Source organism: Paraburkholderia eburnea (assembly GCF_002917095.1).
Lineage (GTDB): Bacteria > Pseudomonadota > Gammaproteobacteria > Burkholderiales > Burkholderiaceae > Paraburkholderia > Paraburkholderia eburnea.
This window is the reverse complement of record NZ_PQGA01000005.1, coordinates 80,265-96,748: the sequence shown is the minus strand read 5'-3', so window position 1 is coordinate 96,748 and position 16,484 is coordinate 80,265. Positions and strand designations below refer to the sequence as shown.

13 protein-coding genes and 2 pseudogenes are annotated in these 16,484 nt (G+C 64.8%); 8 read left to right on the top strand and 7 right to left on the bottom strand.

Annotated elements, in window-relative coordinates:
• Positions 1–29: 29 nt before the first annotated feature.
• From B0G62_RS12545 to B0G62_RS32695, 3 genes and pseudogenes are all read left to right on the top strand, one after another.
• Entirely contained in the window at positions 30–1,667 is a 1,638-nt protein-coding gene (locus B0G62_RS12545; RefSeq protein WP_103704514.1) for a gamma-glutamyltransferase family protein, read from the top strand.
• Positions 1,668–1,798: 131 nt separating this feature from the next.
• Positions 1,799–2,044: a hypothetical protein gene (locus B0G62_RS12540; protein ID WP_103704513.1), complete on the top strand. Its 246-nt coding sequence runs from the start codon at positions 1,799–1,801 to the stop codon at positions 2,042–2,044.
• A 220-nt stretch (positions 2,045–2,264) separates the two neighbouring features.
• Positions 2,265–2,324, top strand: a pseudogene (locus tag B0G62_RS32695) (hypothetical protein); the annotation flags it as partial.
• An 87-nt stretch (positions 2,325–2,411) separates the two neighbouring features.
• On the opposite strand, the gene B0G62_RS12530 reads toward B0G62_RS32695, so the two are convergent.
• Together B0G62_RS12530 and B0G62_RS12525 are read right to left on the bottom strand one after the other, a co-directional pair.
• Positions 2,412–3,719, bottom strand: a complete 1,308-nt coding sequence (locus B0G62_RS12530) for a chloride channel protein (RefSeq protein WP_103704512.1) — start codon at positions 3,717–3,719, stop codon at positions 2,412–2,414.
• A 77-nt stretch (positions 3,720–3,796) separates the two neighbouring features.
• Complete coding sequence (locus B0G62_RS12525) at positions 3,797–4,183, bottom strand: MarR family winged helix-turn-helix transcriptional regulator (RefSeq protein WP_103704511.1); 387 nt, start codon at positions 4,181–4,183, stop codon at positions 3,797–3,799.
• Positions 4,184–4,567: 384 nt separating this feature from the next.
• On the opposite strand from B0G62_RS12525, the gene B0G62_RS12520 reads away from it, so the two are divergent.
• The 3 genes and pseudogenes from B0G62_RS12520 to B0G62_RS12515 all read left to right on the top strand — a co-directional run bounded on the left by B0G62_RS12520 (position 4,568) and on the right by B0G62_RS12515 (position 8,043).
• Complete coding sequence (locus tag B0G62_RS12520) at positions 4,568–4,972, top strand: hypothetical protein (RefSeq protein WP_103704510.1); 405 nt, start codon at positions 4,568–4,570, stop codon at positions 4,970–4,972.
• A gap of 152 nt (positions 4,973–5,124) precedes the next feature.
• A pseudogene (locus B0G62_RS32135) lies at positions 5,125–5,473 on the top strand (hypothetical protein); the annotation flags it as partial.
• Positions 5,473–8,043, top strand: coding sequence for a response regulator (locus tag B0G62_RS12515; RefSeq protein WP_103704709.1), 2,571 nt, complete (start codon positions 5,473–5,475; stop codon positions 8,041–8,043). The pseudogene B0G62_RS32135 and the gene B0G62_RS12515, both read left to right, overlap by 1 nt.
• Positions 8,044–8,055: 12 nt before the next feature.
• On the opposite strand, the gene B0G62_RS12510 is transcribed toward B0G62_RS12515, so the two are convergent.
• Complete coding sequence (locus B0G62_RS12510) at positions 8,056–8,877, bottom strand: helix-turn-helix transcriptional regulator (protein ID WP_103704509.1); 822 nt, start codon at positions 8,875–8,877, stop codon at positions 8,056–8,058.
• A 107-nt stretch (positions 8,878–8,984) separates the two neighbouring features.
• On the opposite strand from B0G62_RS12510, the gene B0G62_RS12505 reads away from it, so the two are divergent.
• Positions 8,985–9,872 carry an SDR family oxidoreductase gene (locus tag B0G62_RS12505; protein ID WP_103704508.1) on the top strand — a complete coding sequence of 296 codons (888 nt, stop codon included), beginning with the start codon at positions 8,985–8,987 and terminating at the stop codon, positions 9,870–9,872.
• A gap of 77 nt (positions 9,873–9,949) precedes the next feature.
• On the opposite strand, the gene B0G62_RS12500 is transcribed toward B0G62_RS12505, so the two are convergent.
• Genes B0G62_RS12500 through B0G62_RS12485 form a run of 4 tightly spaced genes read right to left on the bottom strand, consistent with a single transcriptional unit; the run spans position 9,950 to position 15,503 of the window.
• Positions 9,950–11,539 (bottom strand): aldehyde dehydrogenase (NADP(+)), encoded by a 1,590-nt coding sequence (locus B0G62_RS12500; protein WP_103704507.1) that lies wholly within the window; start codon positions 11,537–11,539, stop codon positions 9,950–9,952.
• A gap of 35 nt (positions 11,540–11,574) precedes the next feature.
• Positions 11,575–12,507, bottom strand: coding sequence for a dihydrodipicolinate synthase family protein (locus B0G62_RS12495; RefSeq protein ID WP_103704506.1), 933 nt, complete (start codon positions 12,505–12,507; stop codon positions 11,575–11,577).
• A 49-nt stretch (positions 12,508–12,556) separates the two neighbouring features.
• Positions 12,557–14,149: a UxaA family hydrolase gene (locus B0G62_RS12490; protein WP_103704505.1), complete on the bottom strand. Its 1,593-nt coding sequence runs from the start codon at positions 14,147–14,149 to the stop codon at positions 12,557–12,559.
• 28 nt (positions 14,150–14,177) lie between these two features.
• Complete coding sequence (locus B0G62_RS12485; RefSeq protein WP_103704504.1) at positions 14,178–15,503, bottom strand: MFS transporter; 1,326 nt, start codon at positions 15,501–15,503, stop codon at positions 14,178–14,180.
• A gap of 227 nt (positions 15,504–15,730) precedes the next feature.
• Here B0G62_RS12485 and B0G62_RS12480 point away from each other — a divergent pair, with 227 nt between their 5' ends.
• Complete coding sequence (locus B0G62_RS12480; protein ID WP_103704503.1) at positions 15,731–16,462, top strand: GntR family transcriptional regulator; 732 nt, start codon at positions 15,731–15,733, stop codon at positions 16,460–16,462.
• Positions 16,463–16,484: the final 22 nt, after the last annotated feature.

The following is a 16,484-nucleotide window of genomic DNA, read 5'->3' as shown; positions in this document are numbered from 1 at the left end:
CCGTGTTCCGACCATTCATCGATACCGTCATGACACGCTTTAACTGGCACAACCCCTATCCGACACCGCGTTTGCCGGTGTTCGCGCGCAACGTCGTCTCGACTTCGCATCCGCTGGCCGCCCAGGCGGGCCTGCGCATGCTCTGGAAGGGCGGCAATGCCGTCGATGCCGCAATCGCGGCGGCGGCGGCCATCACGGTGGTCGAACCGGTCTCATGCGGTCTGGGCGGCGATGCCTTCGCACTGGTCTGGGATGGCGAGCGCCTGCACGGCTTGAACGCATCGGGCTGCGCGCCTGCGGCCTGGAACCTCGACTATTTCCGCCGCAAGCACGGCGAAGAAAACGGCCTGGCCAGACAGCCCAAACGCGGCTGGGACACGGTCACGGTGCCGGGCGTGATCGCCGGTTGGGAAGCGCTGCACGCGAAGTTCGGCTCGCTGCCGTTCGCGGATCTGATGGCCCCCGCGATCGAGATTGCCGAGCGTGGGTATGCGGTGGCCAGCATCGTCGCGCGCAAGTGGCAGGCCGCTATCCCCGAACTGCACGATCAGCCCGGTTTTGCCGGGACGTTCATGCCGCGCGGCCGCGCGCCGGAGGTGAGCGAACACGTCCGTCTGCCGGGCCATGCGGCGACCTTGCGGCGGCTCGCGGAACTCGGGCCGCGCGCCTATTACGAAGGCGAGATCGCGGAGCGTATCGCGGCGTTTGCCCGTGAAGGCGGCGCGGCGCTCACGCTCGACGACCTGCGCAACTATCGCGCAGAGTGGGTCGAGCCGATTTCAAAGGCCTATCGCGGCTATCGCGTGCACGAAATCCCGCCGAACGGGCAGGGCATCGCCGCGCTCATCGCGCTCGGCCTCCTGGAGCAATTCGACATGGCCTCGTTGCCGTGCGACGGCATCGAATCGCAGCATCTCCAGATCGAAGCGATGAAGCTCGCGTTTGCCGACGTTTATCGCTATGTTTCCGATCCGAAATCGATGGAAGTGACGCCTGAGCAGATGCTCGACGACACGTATCTGAAGGCGCGCGCGAAGCTGATCGATCCGAAACGCGCGACGCCATTCGACTTTGGCATGCCGCGATCCGGCGGCACGATTTACCTCTCGGCTGCCGATGAGCGCGGCATGATGGTGAGTTTCATCCAGTCGAACTATATGGGCTTCGGGTCCGGTGTGGTCGTGCCGGGAACGGGCATCGCCATGCAAAACCGTGGCTGCGGATTTTCGATGGACCCGGCATCGCCGAATGTGGTTGAAGGCGGCAAGCGCCCGTTCCATACGATCATTCCGGCTTTCCTGACGCAGCAGGTCGATGGCCGCGACGAGGCGGTGATGAGTTTTGGCGTGATGGGCGGCGATATGCAGCCGCAAGGTCATCTACAGAGCGTCGTGCGCATGCTCGACTATGGCCAGCAGCCGCAAGCCGCGTGCGATGCGCCGCGCTGGAAGGTAAACCGCGATTTCACGCTCGATATCGAATCGACTTTCGATCCGCAAACGGCGCAGGCGCTTGAAGCGCGAGGCCATGAAATCAAGGGTATCGACGATCCGTATATGGATTTCGGTTCCGGCCAGTTCATCTGGAAACTCGATCGCGACGACCCCGAGCGTGGTTACGTTGCGGCCAGCGATACGCGTCGCGATGGTCTGGCTGCGGGATTCTGATGGCGTCGGCCGCGCCGGATTTACGTTTGCCCACTAGACTGAACGTAGTGCAGAGCAGTGCTATATTTGCAGAGGTCGTTGCAATGCAGCAACGAGTGATGCTTACGTTTCGTCAGGTGACGGAGAACTAAATGGCAATCGAATACCGAGGCTTTCAAATCAATGTCGATACGAAAGCGGACGCGACGGATACGCAATGGCTGTGCCGCGCGGATATCAACGGCGTCGAAGGCGAAGTGCGCGACGTGACGCTGCCTGCCGTCGAACTCGAGTTTCCCAAGCTCAAGATCGACGTGCTGATGGTCGTGAGCATGGTGGAGCATAAGGCGCGTCAGTTGATCGACGATTGGCACACAGCGCATCCCGCTGCGGCGTGATTGCGCCGATCCTGTCGAAACGAAAAGGCCCGTCGGGCCTTTTTTGTTTTTATGGCGCGCAAGCGCATGCTGAGCAGCCATCGATTATCAAAGCGCCCGATCGCGCCCATGATGACGTCCAGAGTCAAAACCAGCCTGGAGACAATCACGTCACGACCCCTTTCGGGAATCCGCGTTCTGGAACTTTGGCAACTGATCGCGGGGCCCGTTCGCCGGGAAAATGCTCGCCGAATTCGGTGCGAGCGTCATCAAGGTCGAGCTGCCGCGCTCGACGGCCGCCCGGTGCGCTTCGCCAACGACCGCTACGGGCAGTTCCAGACGGCGCTCAAACGTCGCGCGTTCAAGGTGCATTACCGCATCGCGGTCTTCAATTGCGCAGATAGCGCTGCGCCAGCGCTTCATAAAGCGGCGGCGCGAACAGCTTCGACACCTGACTGGCAATCAGCGCGGTGGCCATCAGCGAGAGCACCAGGGCGTGCCCATTGATCATTTCGATGACGATGACGAAGGCCGTGATCGGGCTTTGCGTGACGGCGGCGAGATAGCCCACCATGCCGAGCGCGATCAGCATCGGCAACTGCATCTGCCCGAACACCATATGCAGGGCATTGCCGATGCCCGCGCCAATCGCCAGCGACGGCGCGAACAGACCGCCCGGCGTGCCCGGCAGATACGACCCGACCATCGACGCCATCTTGAAGAGCGGATAAGCCACGCCGAGCTGCGAATGCCCTTCGAGCATGTTGCGCGCCTCGGCGTAACCGCTGCCGAACAGATGGCCGCCGCTGGCCACGCCGATCACGGCGATAAAAAGTCCACACGCCGCGCCGAATGCAACTGGCCGTTGCGAGCGCAACGAAAGCAGCCGCGCCGGCATCCAGCGTGCGGTATTGAGCAGCAGCCAGCAGAATATCCCGCCCGCAATCCCCGTGAGCACGCCGACGAGCAGCACCGCCGCGAAAAGCAGATCGGGAAAATGCCCGTCGATGGCGATGGTGCCGAAATAAACGTAATTGCCTTGCAGCGCGAGCGACACCACGCCCGCGAAGATGATCGCTGTAATCAGCACGCCGCTCGTGCGCTGCTCGAAGCTGCGCGTGAGTTCCTCGATGGCGAACACGACGCCCGCAAGCGGTGCGTTGAACGCAGCCGAAAGACCTGCCGCCGCGCCCGCCAGCGCGAGCTTGTGTTCGAGGCCGACGCCGTAGATGCTGCGCAAGCGCGCCGGATAAAAGCGCCGCAAACTGAACATCAGGGCGGCGCCCACATGGATCGTCGGACCCTCGCGGCCGATCGTGAAACCACCGAGAATCGCCAGAAACGACAGGGCGATTTTGCCGACGAGGATGCGCAGCGTGAGCAGACGCGGGCCGAGCGTGCGCACGTCGTGCAGCGTGGCGATAACCTGTGGAATGCCGCTGCCTTCCGAACCCGGAAACCATCGGCGCGTGAGCCAGACGCCCAGCGCCGCGACCGCCGGCGTGACGATGAGCGGCAGCCACGCGGCGTGCGCGGTCATGCGCTGGAACAGGTCGAAGCCGAAGTCGATGAGCCGTGCATAGAGCACCGCCACGAGACCCGTCGCGACCGCACCAAGCCAGAACATGCCGAAATACAGCCAGCGCCGCTGGTTGCGCAGAATCGCGCGACGATCAATGAGGGTCAGAATTCGCATGGATGCGGGAGGGAAATGCGGTTTATGGCATATTGTGACATAAACCGTATTGGCACCCGTGAAATTCCGCGCAAGCGCTATCCGGTGTGTTCGCCGAAGACCCAGTGGAACGCGCCGTAGAGCGCCTTGTGCTGGGCCGCGAGTTCGAGCAGGAAGGATTCGCCCTTGGGCGTGAGGTGGACCTGTACCTGGCGACGGTCAGCGGGATCGGGTTTGCGCAGCACGAGTCCCGCCGATTCGCAGCGCGACACGAGCGCCGCCGTGCCGTTGGGCGCCGCTTGCAGGCGCTCGGCAAGCTCGCCCACGGTCGCCCATTTGCGGTCGGAGAAGCCGCAGACGTGCAGCAGCAACTGATATTGCAGCGTCGTGATTCCGGCGGCGTTGGCGATCTCTTCCGAGGCGCGCAGGAATCTGCGCAGGTCGTAACGGAAGGCCGACATGGCTTCGAGATCGTGCTTGTTCATATGCGTTCCTGATTGCCTGGCCGGCGAACAGGGCGATGGCCGGCCGCCAGGAGGTTACCACGCAGGAGTGGCGAGCAAGCACGCTGCCCTGTCTCCATGGTCTATGTCGTTGCGGGCGCAACAGAATGCGAGCAGCCATTCTCCGCATCATCCGGCAGGCTGACTCTGGGCGCGGCCTCGCGGATGCAGCGTGTGAGAACGCGACAAGATTAGCCGTGCGCTGCGCGCGCGGCAACCGCTTTTTCAGACATTCGGCCTGCGATCTGCCCGATTTTGCCGTCACCTCGCAACCGGATCTCGACGCGTCGGCAAAACAGAACGACCGGACGGCACGAACTCCGCAGTAAGATAGCGCGCCACCATCGAATAACTGATCTGCAAGCCATGGAAGAATCGTCGACTCCGGACCAAAGTGAAAGCGCACTGCGCGCGCAATACGCCAGCCTGCAAAACCGGGCGCGGGAACTGGAGGCGCATGCGCCGTCTCGTATCGATGCGCTTCACGACGCGGCGCAATCGGCTGCGGCGGGGCACACCGCGTATGAGAGTGCGCTGAAGGATGCCGTGAACGAGGCCATGCTCGCGGTTCGCTGCTATCACGGCGCGGTGCCGTTCCTCGAAACCGCGAATTCGCTCATCGAGCATCTGGCGAAGCCGCCGTTGCTTGACGACGGCATGGAGTGGCACGACGAAATTCTTGGCCGGATGGCGGAAGTGCTGGAGATCGCCGCGGGCATGATCGCCGAGGGCGAGATGCATCTGGAAGCGTCGGCGCGGGTCAACGTCTAGGTGTGCGGGATCGCAGGGGAACGGGTTTCTCTGCGCTCAATGCGCATAAACAAAATTAAGTGCTTTTTCAGGCACGGTGTCGGGATCGACGTCGGAGGACGTCTCATTACTCACCGTTCTCACCGTTGCCATAGTTCGACGGCGCCATTCTCGCGAGCGTCCGCGCAGAACTCGCTTCGCGCGGCAAGACGCTATATATTGAGGGCTTTGCCCATGGCCCGGCCTCTACGCCGGGTTTCCGTTCAGGCTGCTCTCGTCACGCCATTGTCACGGCGGCTTCGCTGAAGGGCATGCGGCAGGGCAGGCAGGTATCGATCGTATCCGATCCGGCATTGGCAGTCCGTCCGTCTGGACGGTTTTCCGGGCGCACGGCCTGTGAGGCAATACGGGTTTTCGGCCAGACCGTTCCACGGCAGGAATGGTTCGCCGATCGAACTGGCGGCGGCGCACGACCGCGATCCTGAACCGGCAGGACCGAAAAAAAGTACCTTGGAGGCTTGATAGTGATGTCGCGCGAGCGCATGGGGGAGATACTGGAACGTAGCCGTCTGGCGATCCGGTGGGGAGGCATTCTCGGCCTCCTGTGTCACCCCATCTACTACGTCGTGTGGACTTTGGTGCTGCCCCAGCCCTACGACAACCTGTTCCTGCGCCTGAGCGCAGCGCTCGTGTGCATCCCGTTGATCTTTCAGGCGCGCTGGCCGCGACGCTTCAACCGGTACCTGCTGATTTACTGGCACGCGTGCCTGATCTACGTTTTACCGTTCGTCTGCACCTTCCTCACGATCAGAAACGGCTTCTCCACGATGTGGATGATGACCGAGGTGATGATGATCTTCATCCTCGCGCTCTGCATCGACAATCCGCTTTTGCTGATCGCGTGTCTTGGCATCGGTGTGGCCACTAGCTCGGTGGCGGCGATGCTGTCCTCGCCGTCGCCGATCGTGCTGACGGCCGCCACGCAAGCCAACCTCGCGCTGCTGCCCGTGGTCGTGTTGTGCAGCATGGCGTTCAGCCACGCCGTCAGCAAAGGGCGCATCTTCTTCGAAAAGAATCGCGCCTTGCAGGCGCTCGCGGGCTCGATCGTGCACGAGATGCGCAACCCGCTGAGCCAGTTGAAACAGGTGCTCGACAGCATCGAGGAAACCCTGGCCGCCACCCACGAGGCGCATCGCGCGACGATGATCTCGCCGCAGGACGCGGCCTCGCTCAACCGGCATCTGGCGCAGGGCAAGATGTCGATCGAACGCGGTCTGCGCGTGATTGCCATGATGCTCGACGAAGTGGGCGCGAAGGCGATTCGTCCCGAGCGCTTCGCCTATCTTGGCGCGGCCGCCACGACGCGCAAGGCGCTCGACGAGTACGGTTTCGCCGACGACGCCGAGCGCAACAAGGTGCGCCTGCTCGTGCGCGAGGACTTCACGTTTCGCGTCGATGAAACCGTCTATCTCTTCACGCTGTTCAATCTCATCAAGAACGCGTTGCATCAGATGGCCGCGCATCCGGCGGCCACGCTCACGCTGACGATCGAGCGCCACGCGGTCAGCGTGCGCGATACCGGCGCGGGCGTGCCGCCCGAGGTTCTGCCGCACGTGTTCAGCCCGTTTCACACGATGGGCGCGACCAGCACCGCGGGCAAGACGGGCGGCACGGGTGGGGCGGTTGGGTCGGGCGGGGCCGGACTGGGCCTCGCGTATTGCCGCCGTGCGATGCAGGCGTTCGGCGGCGGTATCGAGTGCCGCTCGGAGCCGGGGCAGTTCACGGAATTCACGCTGCGCTTTCCGCCGGTGCCCGAACGGGAAGTGGCCGAATACGAGCGCGAGATTCTCGATCGTGCGATGCCGGTATTCGCGGGCAAGCGCATTCTCATCGTCGACGACGACGACCATCATCGCACCCGCACACGGCGCGTGCTTGCCGGTCTGGGCGCGCTGGTGAGCGAGGCGACCAACGGCCAGACGGCGCTGGCGATGCTGGGCGACAGCGAGTCGGAGCCTTCGGATCTCGTGCTGCTCGACGTGAACATGCCGGTGCTCGACGGCTACGCGGTCGCGGAAAAGATCCGCGCGAACCACGCGCATCCGAATCAGGGTGTGCCGATCGCGGGCTACACCGTGGAGGAAGGCAACGTCGCGCAGGTGCGCGCGCGCCGCGCCGGCATGGACGTCGTGATCGGCAAATCGGGCGGCGCGATGGGACTCATCGTCGCGCTGGAAGCCCTGTTCGCGAGCGGCAAACGGCGGCGCGCGTACGGCGGCTTCGACGGGCTGCTGGGCAAGTCGATCCTCGTCGCCGACGACGATGCCTTTAGCCGCCAGGTCGCGAAGGCCGTGCTCGAACGCGGCGGCGCGCGCGTGCTGGAAGCGGGCCACGGTCAGGCGGTGCTGGCCTGCCTGCAATCGGATATGGCGATCGACGCGATCGTGATCGATATGAACATGCCCGGCATGGGCGGCGTGGAAGCGACGGCGTTGATCCGCGCGCGCGGCGACCGCTACGCGACGACACCGATCGTCGCGCTTACGTCGCAATCGGACATGGAAGCGGTGCGGGAATGCATCGCCGTGGGCATGAACGACGTGCTCGTGAAGCCGGTGCAGGCCGCCACGCTGTACGCGTCGCTGATGACCCACCTGGCGCGCGTGCATGCGCCGACGGCGGCCGGATCTCCGGCGAACGCCACGAACGATGCGCTGGCGACCGACGAACACGAGTTGCTCGACGAACGGCATCTCGATGAACTGGTCGGGCTCGATATGCTCGATCAGACCTTTCTCGACGGCGTCGCGCAACTGCGCGCGCTCGTGGCCGGGATTGCCCATGCCGCGTATGCGAAAGAGATCGAGGCCACGCACACGGCACTGCATCGCCTGCTGGGCGTGAGCGGCAATATCGGCGCGAAGGCACTGCATGCGTACGGACGGCGCATCTATCCGCCGATGGTCGAGGGGCGCTGGCCGCCGGAAGCCGACTGGATCGAGCGCCTCGGCGCGCTGGGCGCGTGTTCGGCCGATGCGCTCGACGCCTACTTCGCGTCGGTCGCGGCGCTGCGGCCGCAGTTGCTGCGTTGAGCCGTTGCGTACTCAACGCTCTGCAAGCGCCTTGATGCGTGCAGCCATGGCGTCGTCGAGCGGCGTATAAACGATCATGCCAAGATCCGGCCGGCCATCGACTGCGAATGCCGAATACTCCAGTTCGATCGGCCCAAGTATGGGATGCAACAGCCGTTTCACGCCGCCATCGGCGTGGTTATGCAGGTCGTTCTCACGCCACAACGTTTCGAATTCAGGACTCGCGGCGCACAACTCATCGACGAGCTTGCCAGCCTCCGAAACCAGGCCCGCACGCGCCACATCGGCTCTGAACGCACCCACGACAAAACGCGCGACGCTGTCCCAGTCATGCTGTTTCGCGCGCACCTCGTCATTGCCGAACAGAAAGCGCAGGATATTGCGTCCATCGGGCGGCAGCGCGCCGTAGTCGGTCAGCACGACAGCGGCCGCGCGATTCCACGCGATCACGTCCCACACCGGATTCTTGATGATGGCGGGACTCGATTGCAGTGAGTCGAGAAAGCGCTGCAAGCGTGGATGGACGTCGTTGACGGCCCGGTAGCGGACTTCCGGCGGCCTGCCCAGGCCGAGCATGAAGAGATGCTCGCGCTCGGTGTTCGTGAGCATCAGCGCGCCCGCAATGCGTTCGAGCACGCTCGCCGAGGGTGCGCCGCCGCGCCCCTGTTCGAGCCACGTGTACCAGGTCGAACTGATATTGGCGCGTTGCGCGACTTCTTCGCGGCGCAGGCCCGGCGTGCGCCGGCGCCCCGAATAGCCAAAGCTCGCGGGATCGAGCCGGGTGCGGCGACTCTTCAGGAAGTCGCCGAGGGAGGCTGGCGCGGTGACCGGCATGAGATTCCTGCTAGTCCTGTTAGTCGTTTTACCATGATAACGTCACTACTTTAACGGAATAAAAATTCGGCAGATAGTGCGGAGGTCACGACCAGAAGGAGTTGACGATGCGAATCTTTTTGACGGGCGCGACCGGTTTCATCGGTTCGGCCCTTGTCCCGGAACTGATTCAGGCCGGTCATCGGGTGATTGGGATGACCCGCTCGGACGCCGGTGCGCAGGCGCTCAAGGCAGCCGGCGCGGCTCCTCACCTTGGGACGCTCGAAGACGTCGACAGTATGAAACGCGGTGCCGAAAAGGCGGACGCCGTGATCCACGCGGCGTTCGATCATGACTTTTCACGGTTCGCCGAAAATTGCGAAAAGGACAAGCGTGCGATCGCGGCGCTCGGCTCGGTGCTGGCGGGCTCGGATCGGCCGCTGCTGATTACATCGGGTACCGGAGTGGGCAGCGGTGAGCACGGCGAACCCGCGAGCGAGGACGTTTTCAACACGAGTCATCCCAATCCGCGCATCGGCTCGGAAATCGCGGGAAACACGCTGCTCGACGCGGGCGTGAACGTCTCGGTGATGCGCTTGCCGCAAGTGCATAACCCGCTCAAGCAGGGGCTGATTACGCCATTGATCGCAATTGCGCGGGAGAAAGGCGCTGTGGCTTATGTCGGCGAGGGCCGCAACCGCTGGCCGGCAGGGCATCTGTCCGATGTCGTGCGGCTCTATCGGCTAGCGATTGAAAAAGCGGAAGCCGGTGCGCGTTATCACGCCGTGGGGGAAGAGGGCATCAGCAGCCGCGACATCGCCGAATCGCTTGGGCGTGGGCTTGCATTGCCTGTCGTGTCGATCACCGCGGAACAGGCGCAAGCGCATTTCGGCTGGATGGCCCTCTTCGTCGGCCTGGATATGCCGGCCTCCAGCGCGCTGACTCAGGCGCGCCTCGGCTGGCGGCCGAGCGGGCCGTCGCTCATTTCGGATCTGGACCAGGCATGCTATCTGTAGCGGCCGGTCGATGTGTTCGAAGCGAAGCGATAGCGTGCTTTCCGACCGCTATCGCGCGCTGTAGAGCTTCGAAGCGTTCAGCCCGGCGCGCCGTTCACGCTGCGCCGCAAGTCGAGCGGATTGCCGTCCCGCAGCGCGGCGGGCAGCAGCGCGTCAGGCATGTCCTGATAGCTCACAGGGCGCAGGAAGCGCGCGATCGCGAGGCTGCCGACCGAAGTCGAACGGCCATCCGAAGTCGCCGGGAACGGGCCGCCGTGCACCATCGCATGACCCACCTCCACGCCGGTGCCGAAGCCGTTCACGAGCACACGGCCTGCACGGCGTTCGAGCGTCGGCAACAGGGCGCGCGCCAGATCGCAATCGGCATCGTCGATATGGAGCGCGATCGTCAACTGGCCTTCGAGCTGTTCGACGATTCCCTGCAGCGTGCCCGCGTCGGGGCAGCGCACGACGAGCGAAGCGGGTCCGAAGATTTCATCGTGCAGGGCAGGCTGTTGTGCGAATACTTGCGCATCGGTCACGAACAGGGCGCTACGGCCCGCGTGCGCGCAGGCGTCGCGCGAGGCCGCGCCCGCGCCCGCCTGCTCGACACCCGGCTGGCCCTGCATGCGCTCGACGCCGCGCTCATACGCGCCGTGGATGCCCGCCGTGAGCATCGGCGTGGCCGGAAGTGTCTCAAGTGCCGCTGCGGCTGCATCGATGAAGCGCTGCAGGTCCGGGCCGTCGATGGCCAGGATCAGGCCCGGATTGGTGCAGAACTGGCCGGTGCCCAGCGTGAGCGAAGCGGCAAAGGCCTGGCCGATGGCTTCGGCGCGTTTGGCCAGCGCATGCGGGAGCAGCAGCACAGGATTGATACTGCTCATTTCCGCGTACACCGGGATCGGCTCGGGGCGGCGCGCCGCGAGCTGCATGAGCGCCAGGCCGCCCGCGCGCGAACCCGTGAAGCCCACCGCCTTGATGTGCGGATGCGCGACCAGGGCAACGCCCGCGTCGATGCCGTCGTCGAAAACGAGCGAGAAAACGCCCTCAGGCAGCGCGCAGTCGCGCACGGCCTGCTGGATGGCGCGGCCGACGAGTTCCGATGTGCCGGGATGCGCCGGATGCGCCTTCACGACGACCGGGCAGCCGGCCGCGAGCGCCGCCGCCGTATCGCCGCCCGCGACCGAGAAAGCCAGCGGGAAATTGCTCGCACCGAATACGGCCACGGGGCCGAGCGCGATCTGACGCATGCGCAGATCGACGCGCGGCGCGGGCTTGCGTTCCGGCTGGGCGGGATCGATACGCAGACCGAGAAAATCGCCCGCGCGCACGACTTCGGCGAACAGCTTCAACTGGCCGACGGTGCGCCCGCGTTCGCCTTCGACGCGCGCGCGGGGCAGGCCCGTTTCGGCGACGCAGCGTTCGATGAGCGCGTCGCCCAGTTCGACGATGCAGGCGGCGATGCGTTCGAGCAATGCCGCCCGCTGTTCGAGCGAGGTTTCCCGATAACGGTCGAATGCCTGCGCGGCCAGTTCGCACGCGAGCGCGACGTCCTGCGCCGAGGTGCGCGCGAACGCGGGTTCGAGTTGCGCGCCGCTGACCGGATCGATCGCGTGAAAGGCGGATTCACCCGCGACGCTGCGTTGACTGCTGCGTTGACCGATCAGCGCGCTGCCTGAAATCTGCATGATGCTTCCTGTGTGAATATGAAACGAGGGCGCGCTCAACGGCCCCAGCGCAGCACGAGCGGATCGAGCCGCTTTGCGATGCGCAGCAGGCTCGCGCGCGTGGGTTCGGCGATACCGGGCAGCGGCGCGCGCACGGCATCCGAGGCGATCACCCCGCCGGCTTTCATGAGCGCCTTCGCCGTGGCAATCCCGCCCTGGCGGTTCTCGTGATTGATGAGCGGCAGCCAGCGCTGATACTCCTGCTCCGCTTCTTCGGCGCGGCCCGCGGCCCAGGCATCGACGATGCGGCGGATGCCGTCGGGATAGCCGCCGCCCGTCATCGCGCCGGTTGCGCCCGCTTCGAGATCGGCGATCAGCGTGATGGCTTCTTCGCCGTCCCACGGGCCGACGATGGCGTCGCCGCCCACGGCGATCAGTTCGCGCAGTTTCGCGGCGGCTTGCGGGACCTCGATCTTGAAGTAGCTGACGTTGTCGAGTTCGTGCGCCATGCGCGCGAGAAAGGGCACGGAAAGCGCGGTGCCGCTCATCGGCGCATCCTGAATCATCACGGGGATCGTGATCGCCTCCGAGACGGCGCGGAAGAACGCGTAGATCGCCGTCTCGCTCGCGCGCAGCGTTGCGCCGTGATACGGCGGCATCACCATGACCATCGCGGCGCCGGCGTCCTGGGCGGCGCGGCTGCGTTCGGCGCACACGCGCGCGCTGAAATGCGAAGTCGTGACGATCACAGGCACGCGGCCCGCGACCTGTTCGAGCACGGCGCGCATGACCGTGTCGCGTTCGGCGTCGGTCAGCGAGAACTGCTCGGAGAAGTTCGCGAGAATGCACAGACCGTTCGAGCCTGCGTCGATCATGAAGTCGGTGCAGCGGCGCTGGCCGTCGAGATCGAGTTCGCCGCTCTGCGTGAAAATGGTCGGCATGACCGGGAACACGCCGCGATAGGGCGTATTGAATGCTTGCGTTGCCATGGGCCAGTAATCCTTGAATATTAGTTCGGAATGCGATGGAATCTGCGTTTCAGGTGATCGCGCCGATCTGCCATGGTACGAACTCGTTCTGACCATAGCCGTGCAGTTCGCTGCGCGTGCGCTTGCCCGACGCGGTGTCGAGCATCATGCGAAACAGCACTTCGCCCAGCGTGTCGATATCGTCGCCGCCATCCACGACACCGCCGCAATTCAGATCCATGTCGTCGGATTGACGCTTCCAGAGCGCGCTGTTGGTCGCGAGCTTGAGCGAGGGCGTGGGCGCGCAGCCATAGGCCGAGCCGCGCCCCGTGGTGAAGCAGATGAGGTTCGCGCCGCCCGCGACCTGACCCGTCGCGGAGATCGGGTCGTAGCCTGGCGTATCCATGAATACGAGGCCCTTCGCGCTGACGGGCTGCGCGTATTCATAGACTTCGACGAGATTGGTGCTGCCGGCCTTGGCGATACCACCCAGCGATTTTTCCAGCACCGTCGTGAGGCCGCCCGCCTTGTTGCCGGCTGAAGGGTTGTTGTTCATCGCGGCGTTGTGGCGCGCACAATAGTCTTCCCACCAGTGGATGCGCGCGACGAGCTTTTCGCCCACTTCGCGCGTGAGCGCGCGGCGCGTGAGCAGATGTTCGGCGCCGTAGATTTCGGGCGTTTCCGACAGTATTGCCGTGCCGCCGTGGCGCACGAGCCGATCCACCGCCGCACCCAGCACCGGGTTCGCCGTGATCCCCGAATAGCCATCCGAGCCGCCGCATTGCAGGCCCACGCTGAGATGGCTCGCGCTCACCGGCTGGCGGTGCACGGCGTTCGCATCGGCAAGCATCGACTTGACGATGTCGATGCCTTTGGCAATCGTCTTCGCCGTGCCGCCCGTGTCCTGGATCGTGAACGTGCGCAGGCCGGCGTGCTCCTTGAGTCCTTGCGTTTCGAGCAGGCGCGGAATCTGGTTCGTCTCGCAGCCCAGCCCGATCACGAGCACGCTCGCGAAGTTGGTATGGCACGCGTAGCCGCCTAGCGTGCGCTGCAGGAGCGCGAGCGCTTCGCCTTCGGTATCGACGGCGCAACCTACGCCGTGCGTGAGCGCGACCACGCCATCCACGTTCGGATAATCGGCGAGCGCCTCGGGATGAATGTCGCGTCGGAAATGATCGGCGATGGCGCGCGCAACCGTGGCCGAGCAGTTCACGGAGGTCAGGATTCCGATGTAATTGCGCGTGGCCACGCGTCCGTCCGCCCGCACGATGCCTTCGAAGGTCGCGCGTTGCGACTCGGGCACGTAGTCGGTGGCGCGCGCGGCCAGGCCGTACGCATAGTCGCGGGAGAACTCGCCCATGTCGAGATTGTGCGTATGCACGTGTTCGCCCGCTGCGATTGGCTGCCGTGCGAAGCCGATGATCTGCCCGTAGCGGTGCACCGGCGCGCCGGTGGCGAGAGCGCGCGTCGCGACCTTGTGACCCGGCGGAATCAGGCCGCTGGCAATGACGTTTTCACCCTCGATGGGCATCCCGCCGATCAACTGTTCGAGCGCGACGACCACATCGTCGGCGGGATGCAGCCGGATTGCGCGGGCGCGCGGCCGGGTATCGTCCGTTTGGCGCGCCTGGCGCGTCAGTTCAGCAGTGGAAGTGGAATGCATGAGTTCGTACCGGAAAGAGGAAGCGGGTTCAGTCGAGGCCGCGATCGCGATAGTCGATCAGGCTCGCGCACACGGCGAGGCCGAATGCGGCGACGACGAAGAACATCAGCGCAAGGAAATACGTGCCGGTCGTTTGCACGATGATGCCGATCAGGATCGGCACCACGACGCCGACGATGTTGCCGGAGAAGTTCATCGCACCGGCCAGCAGACCGGCGCGCGACTGGCCGCCGAGCGTGGCGGGCACGCCCCAGAACATGCCGCACCAGCGGATGAAGAAGAGGGCGATCGAGAGCAGGACGACCACGCTCACGAGGCCGCTTGCGTAGCTCACGGCGAGAATCGCGGCGGCTGAGGCGAGGCCCGCGAAGCTGAACATCGACTTCATCACGCGGTTGGCTTCGCCGCCCGCCGCGCGCCATTTGTCGGCGAGCCAGCCGCCGAACAGTTCGCCGATAAAGCCGCACATGAAGATCACAAAGGTCGCGCCGCCCATCTGCTTGAGATCGAAGCCGTGCGCCTTGTGCAGATAGCTGGGCATCCACGTCATCAGGCCGTAGAACACGCTGTTGTAGCAGGCCCAGCTCGCGAACATGCACAGCACCGAGCGGTCGGCCAGCACGGCGCGCAGCGGCAGACGTTCGCGCGCCGCACTGGCGCCGGGTTTGCGGCGGGCGGCTTCGACGTGCGCCAGTTCGGCGGCGTTTACGCCCGGATGCTCGGCGGGATGATTGCGGATATACCACCAGGCCAGCACGCCGACGACCACCGTGCCCACGCCCGCCACCACGAATGCAAGACGCCACGAGCCGAGCCAGGCGATCAGCGCGGTGATGATGATTGCGCCAAAAGCGGACCCGAGCGGCGCGCCGCCGTCGAGCAGCGCCGCGCCGCGACCGCGTTCGGACGGCGTGAGCCACGACCCGGCCAGCTTGGCGCCCGCGGGCATGATGGGCGATTCGGCCACGCCCAGACCCAGCCGCGTGAGCAGCAGCGGAATCCAGTGAAAGCAACCGGCGGCGACCGCCTGGCACGCGCCCCACGCAATCGTCGCCATACCGACGATATTGCGCGCCTTGAAGCGATCGACCAGCAGGCCGCTGGGGATCTGCATCAGCGCGTAGGTCCAGAAGAATGCGCTCAGGAGGACGCCTTCCATCGCCGGCGTGAGATTGAATTCGGTCGAGACGATCGGCAGCGCGACGGACAGAGAGGCGCGGTCGATGTAGTTGATCGACGACAGCAGCAAGAGGATCCAGAAAATGCGCCAGCGCACGGCAGTGGGAGCGGCGGCGTGGGCTGCGGCGCGGGCCGGATCGACCTTGTGGCCGGCGGCGGTGTCTTCGAATTGCATGGTGTCTCCTGCGTGGGGATACGCTTGGTGTTCAATGCACTAGTCAACTAATATATTAGTACGCAGATGATAGTGAATTCGTCGATGGAGGGCAACCGCGCATCGCGAGAATTGCGGGAAAACCCTGGGAGAAGGGGTGCTGTCGGGGTAAAAAGATTAGGACACTAATATACTGAGGGCCGTGCTCTCATTCCGAAGGCGGAGCACGCTGCAATCCGAACCGATCTATGACCGAAGACCGTAACGAGCCGGACGCATTCGTCGCCCGGCTGCTCCCCGCCGATTTCATGCTGGACCGCTCGAAGGCGTTGTCGACGCAGCTCTATCAACTGCTGCGCGACGCCATCGTCACCATGACACTGCAGCCCGACGATGTCGTTTTCGAGCGTGCGTTGGCGGACGCGCTCGGCATTTCGCGCACGCCGGTGCGCGAGGCGCTGCTTCAGCTCGCACGCGAGGAACTGGTGCGCATTGCGGCGCAATCGGGCACCTTCGTCGCGCCGGTGAAGCGCGAGCAGTTCGCGGAAAGCGCCTTGATTCGTCAGGTGCTCGAAATCGCCAGCATCCGGCGCGCCGCCGACATCATCTCGACACGCGAACTCGAACAACTCCACGATATCCAGGAAGCCCACCGGCGTGCGATCGAGCGCAATAACGCCGTTGCGGCGATTGCCTGCGACAACGCGTTTCACGCCACGGTCTGTACGGCTGCGCGGCTACCGCGTGTGCAGCAGTTGGTGGAATTCGCGCGCGCGCCGATCGACCGCGTGCGCCACGTCACGGTGCGCGATCCGGTCGTGGCCGACGTGACGCTCAAGCAGCATCAGCGGGTGCTGGACGCGCTGGAAAAACACGATGCCGATGCCGCCGAACAAGCGCTGCGCGAACATCTGGACGACGCATTCCGGCGTCAGCAGGCCGCGTATGACGCGAACGTCGCATTGTTTGAGGGGCGTTAGGTTAGAGCGTGGCAGGCCGGCC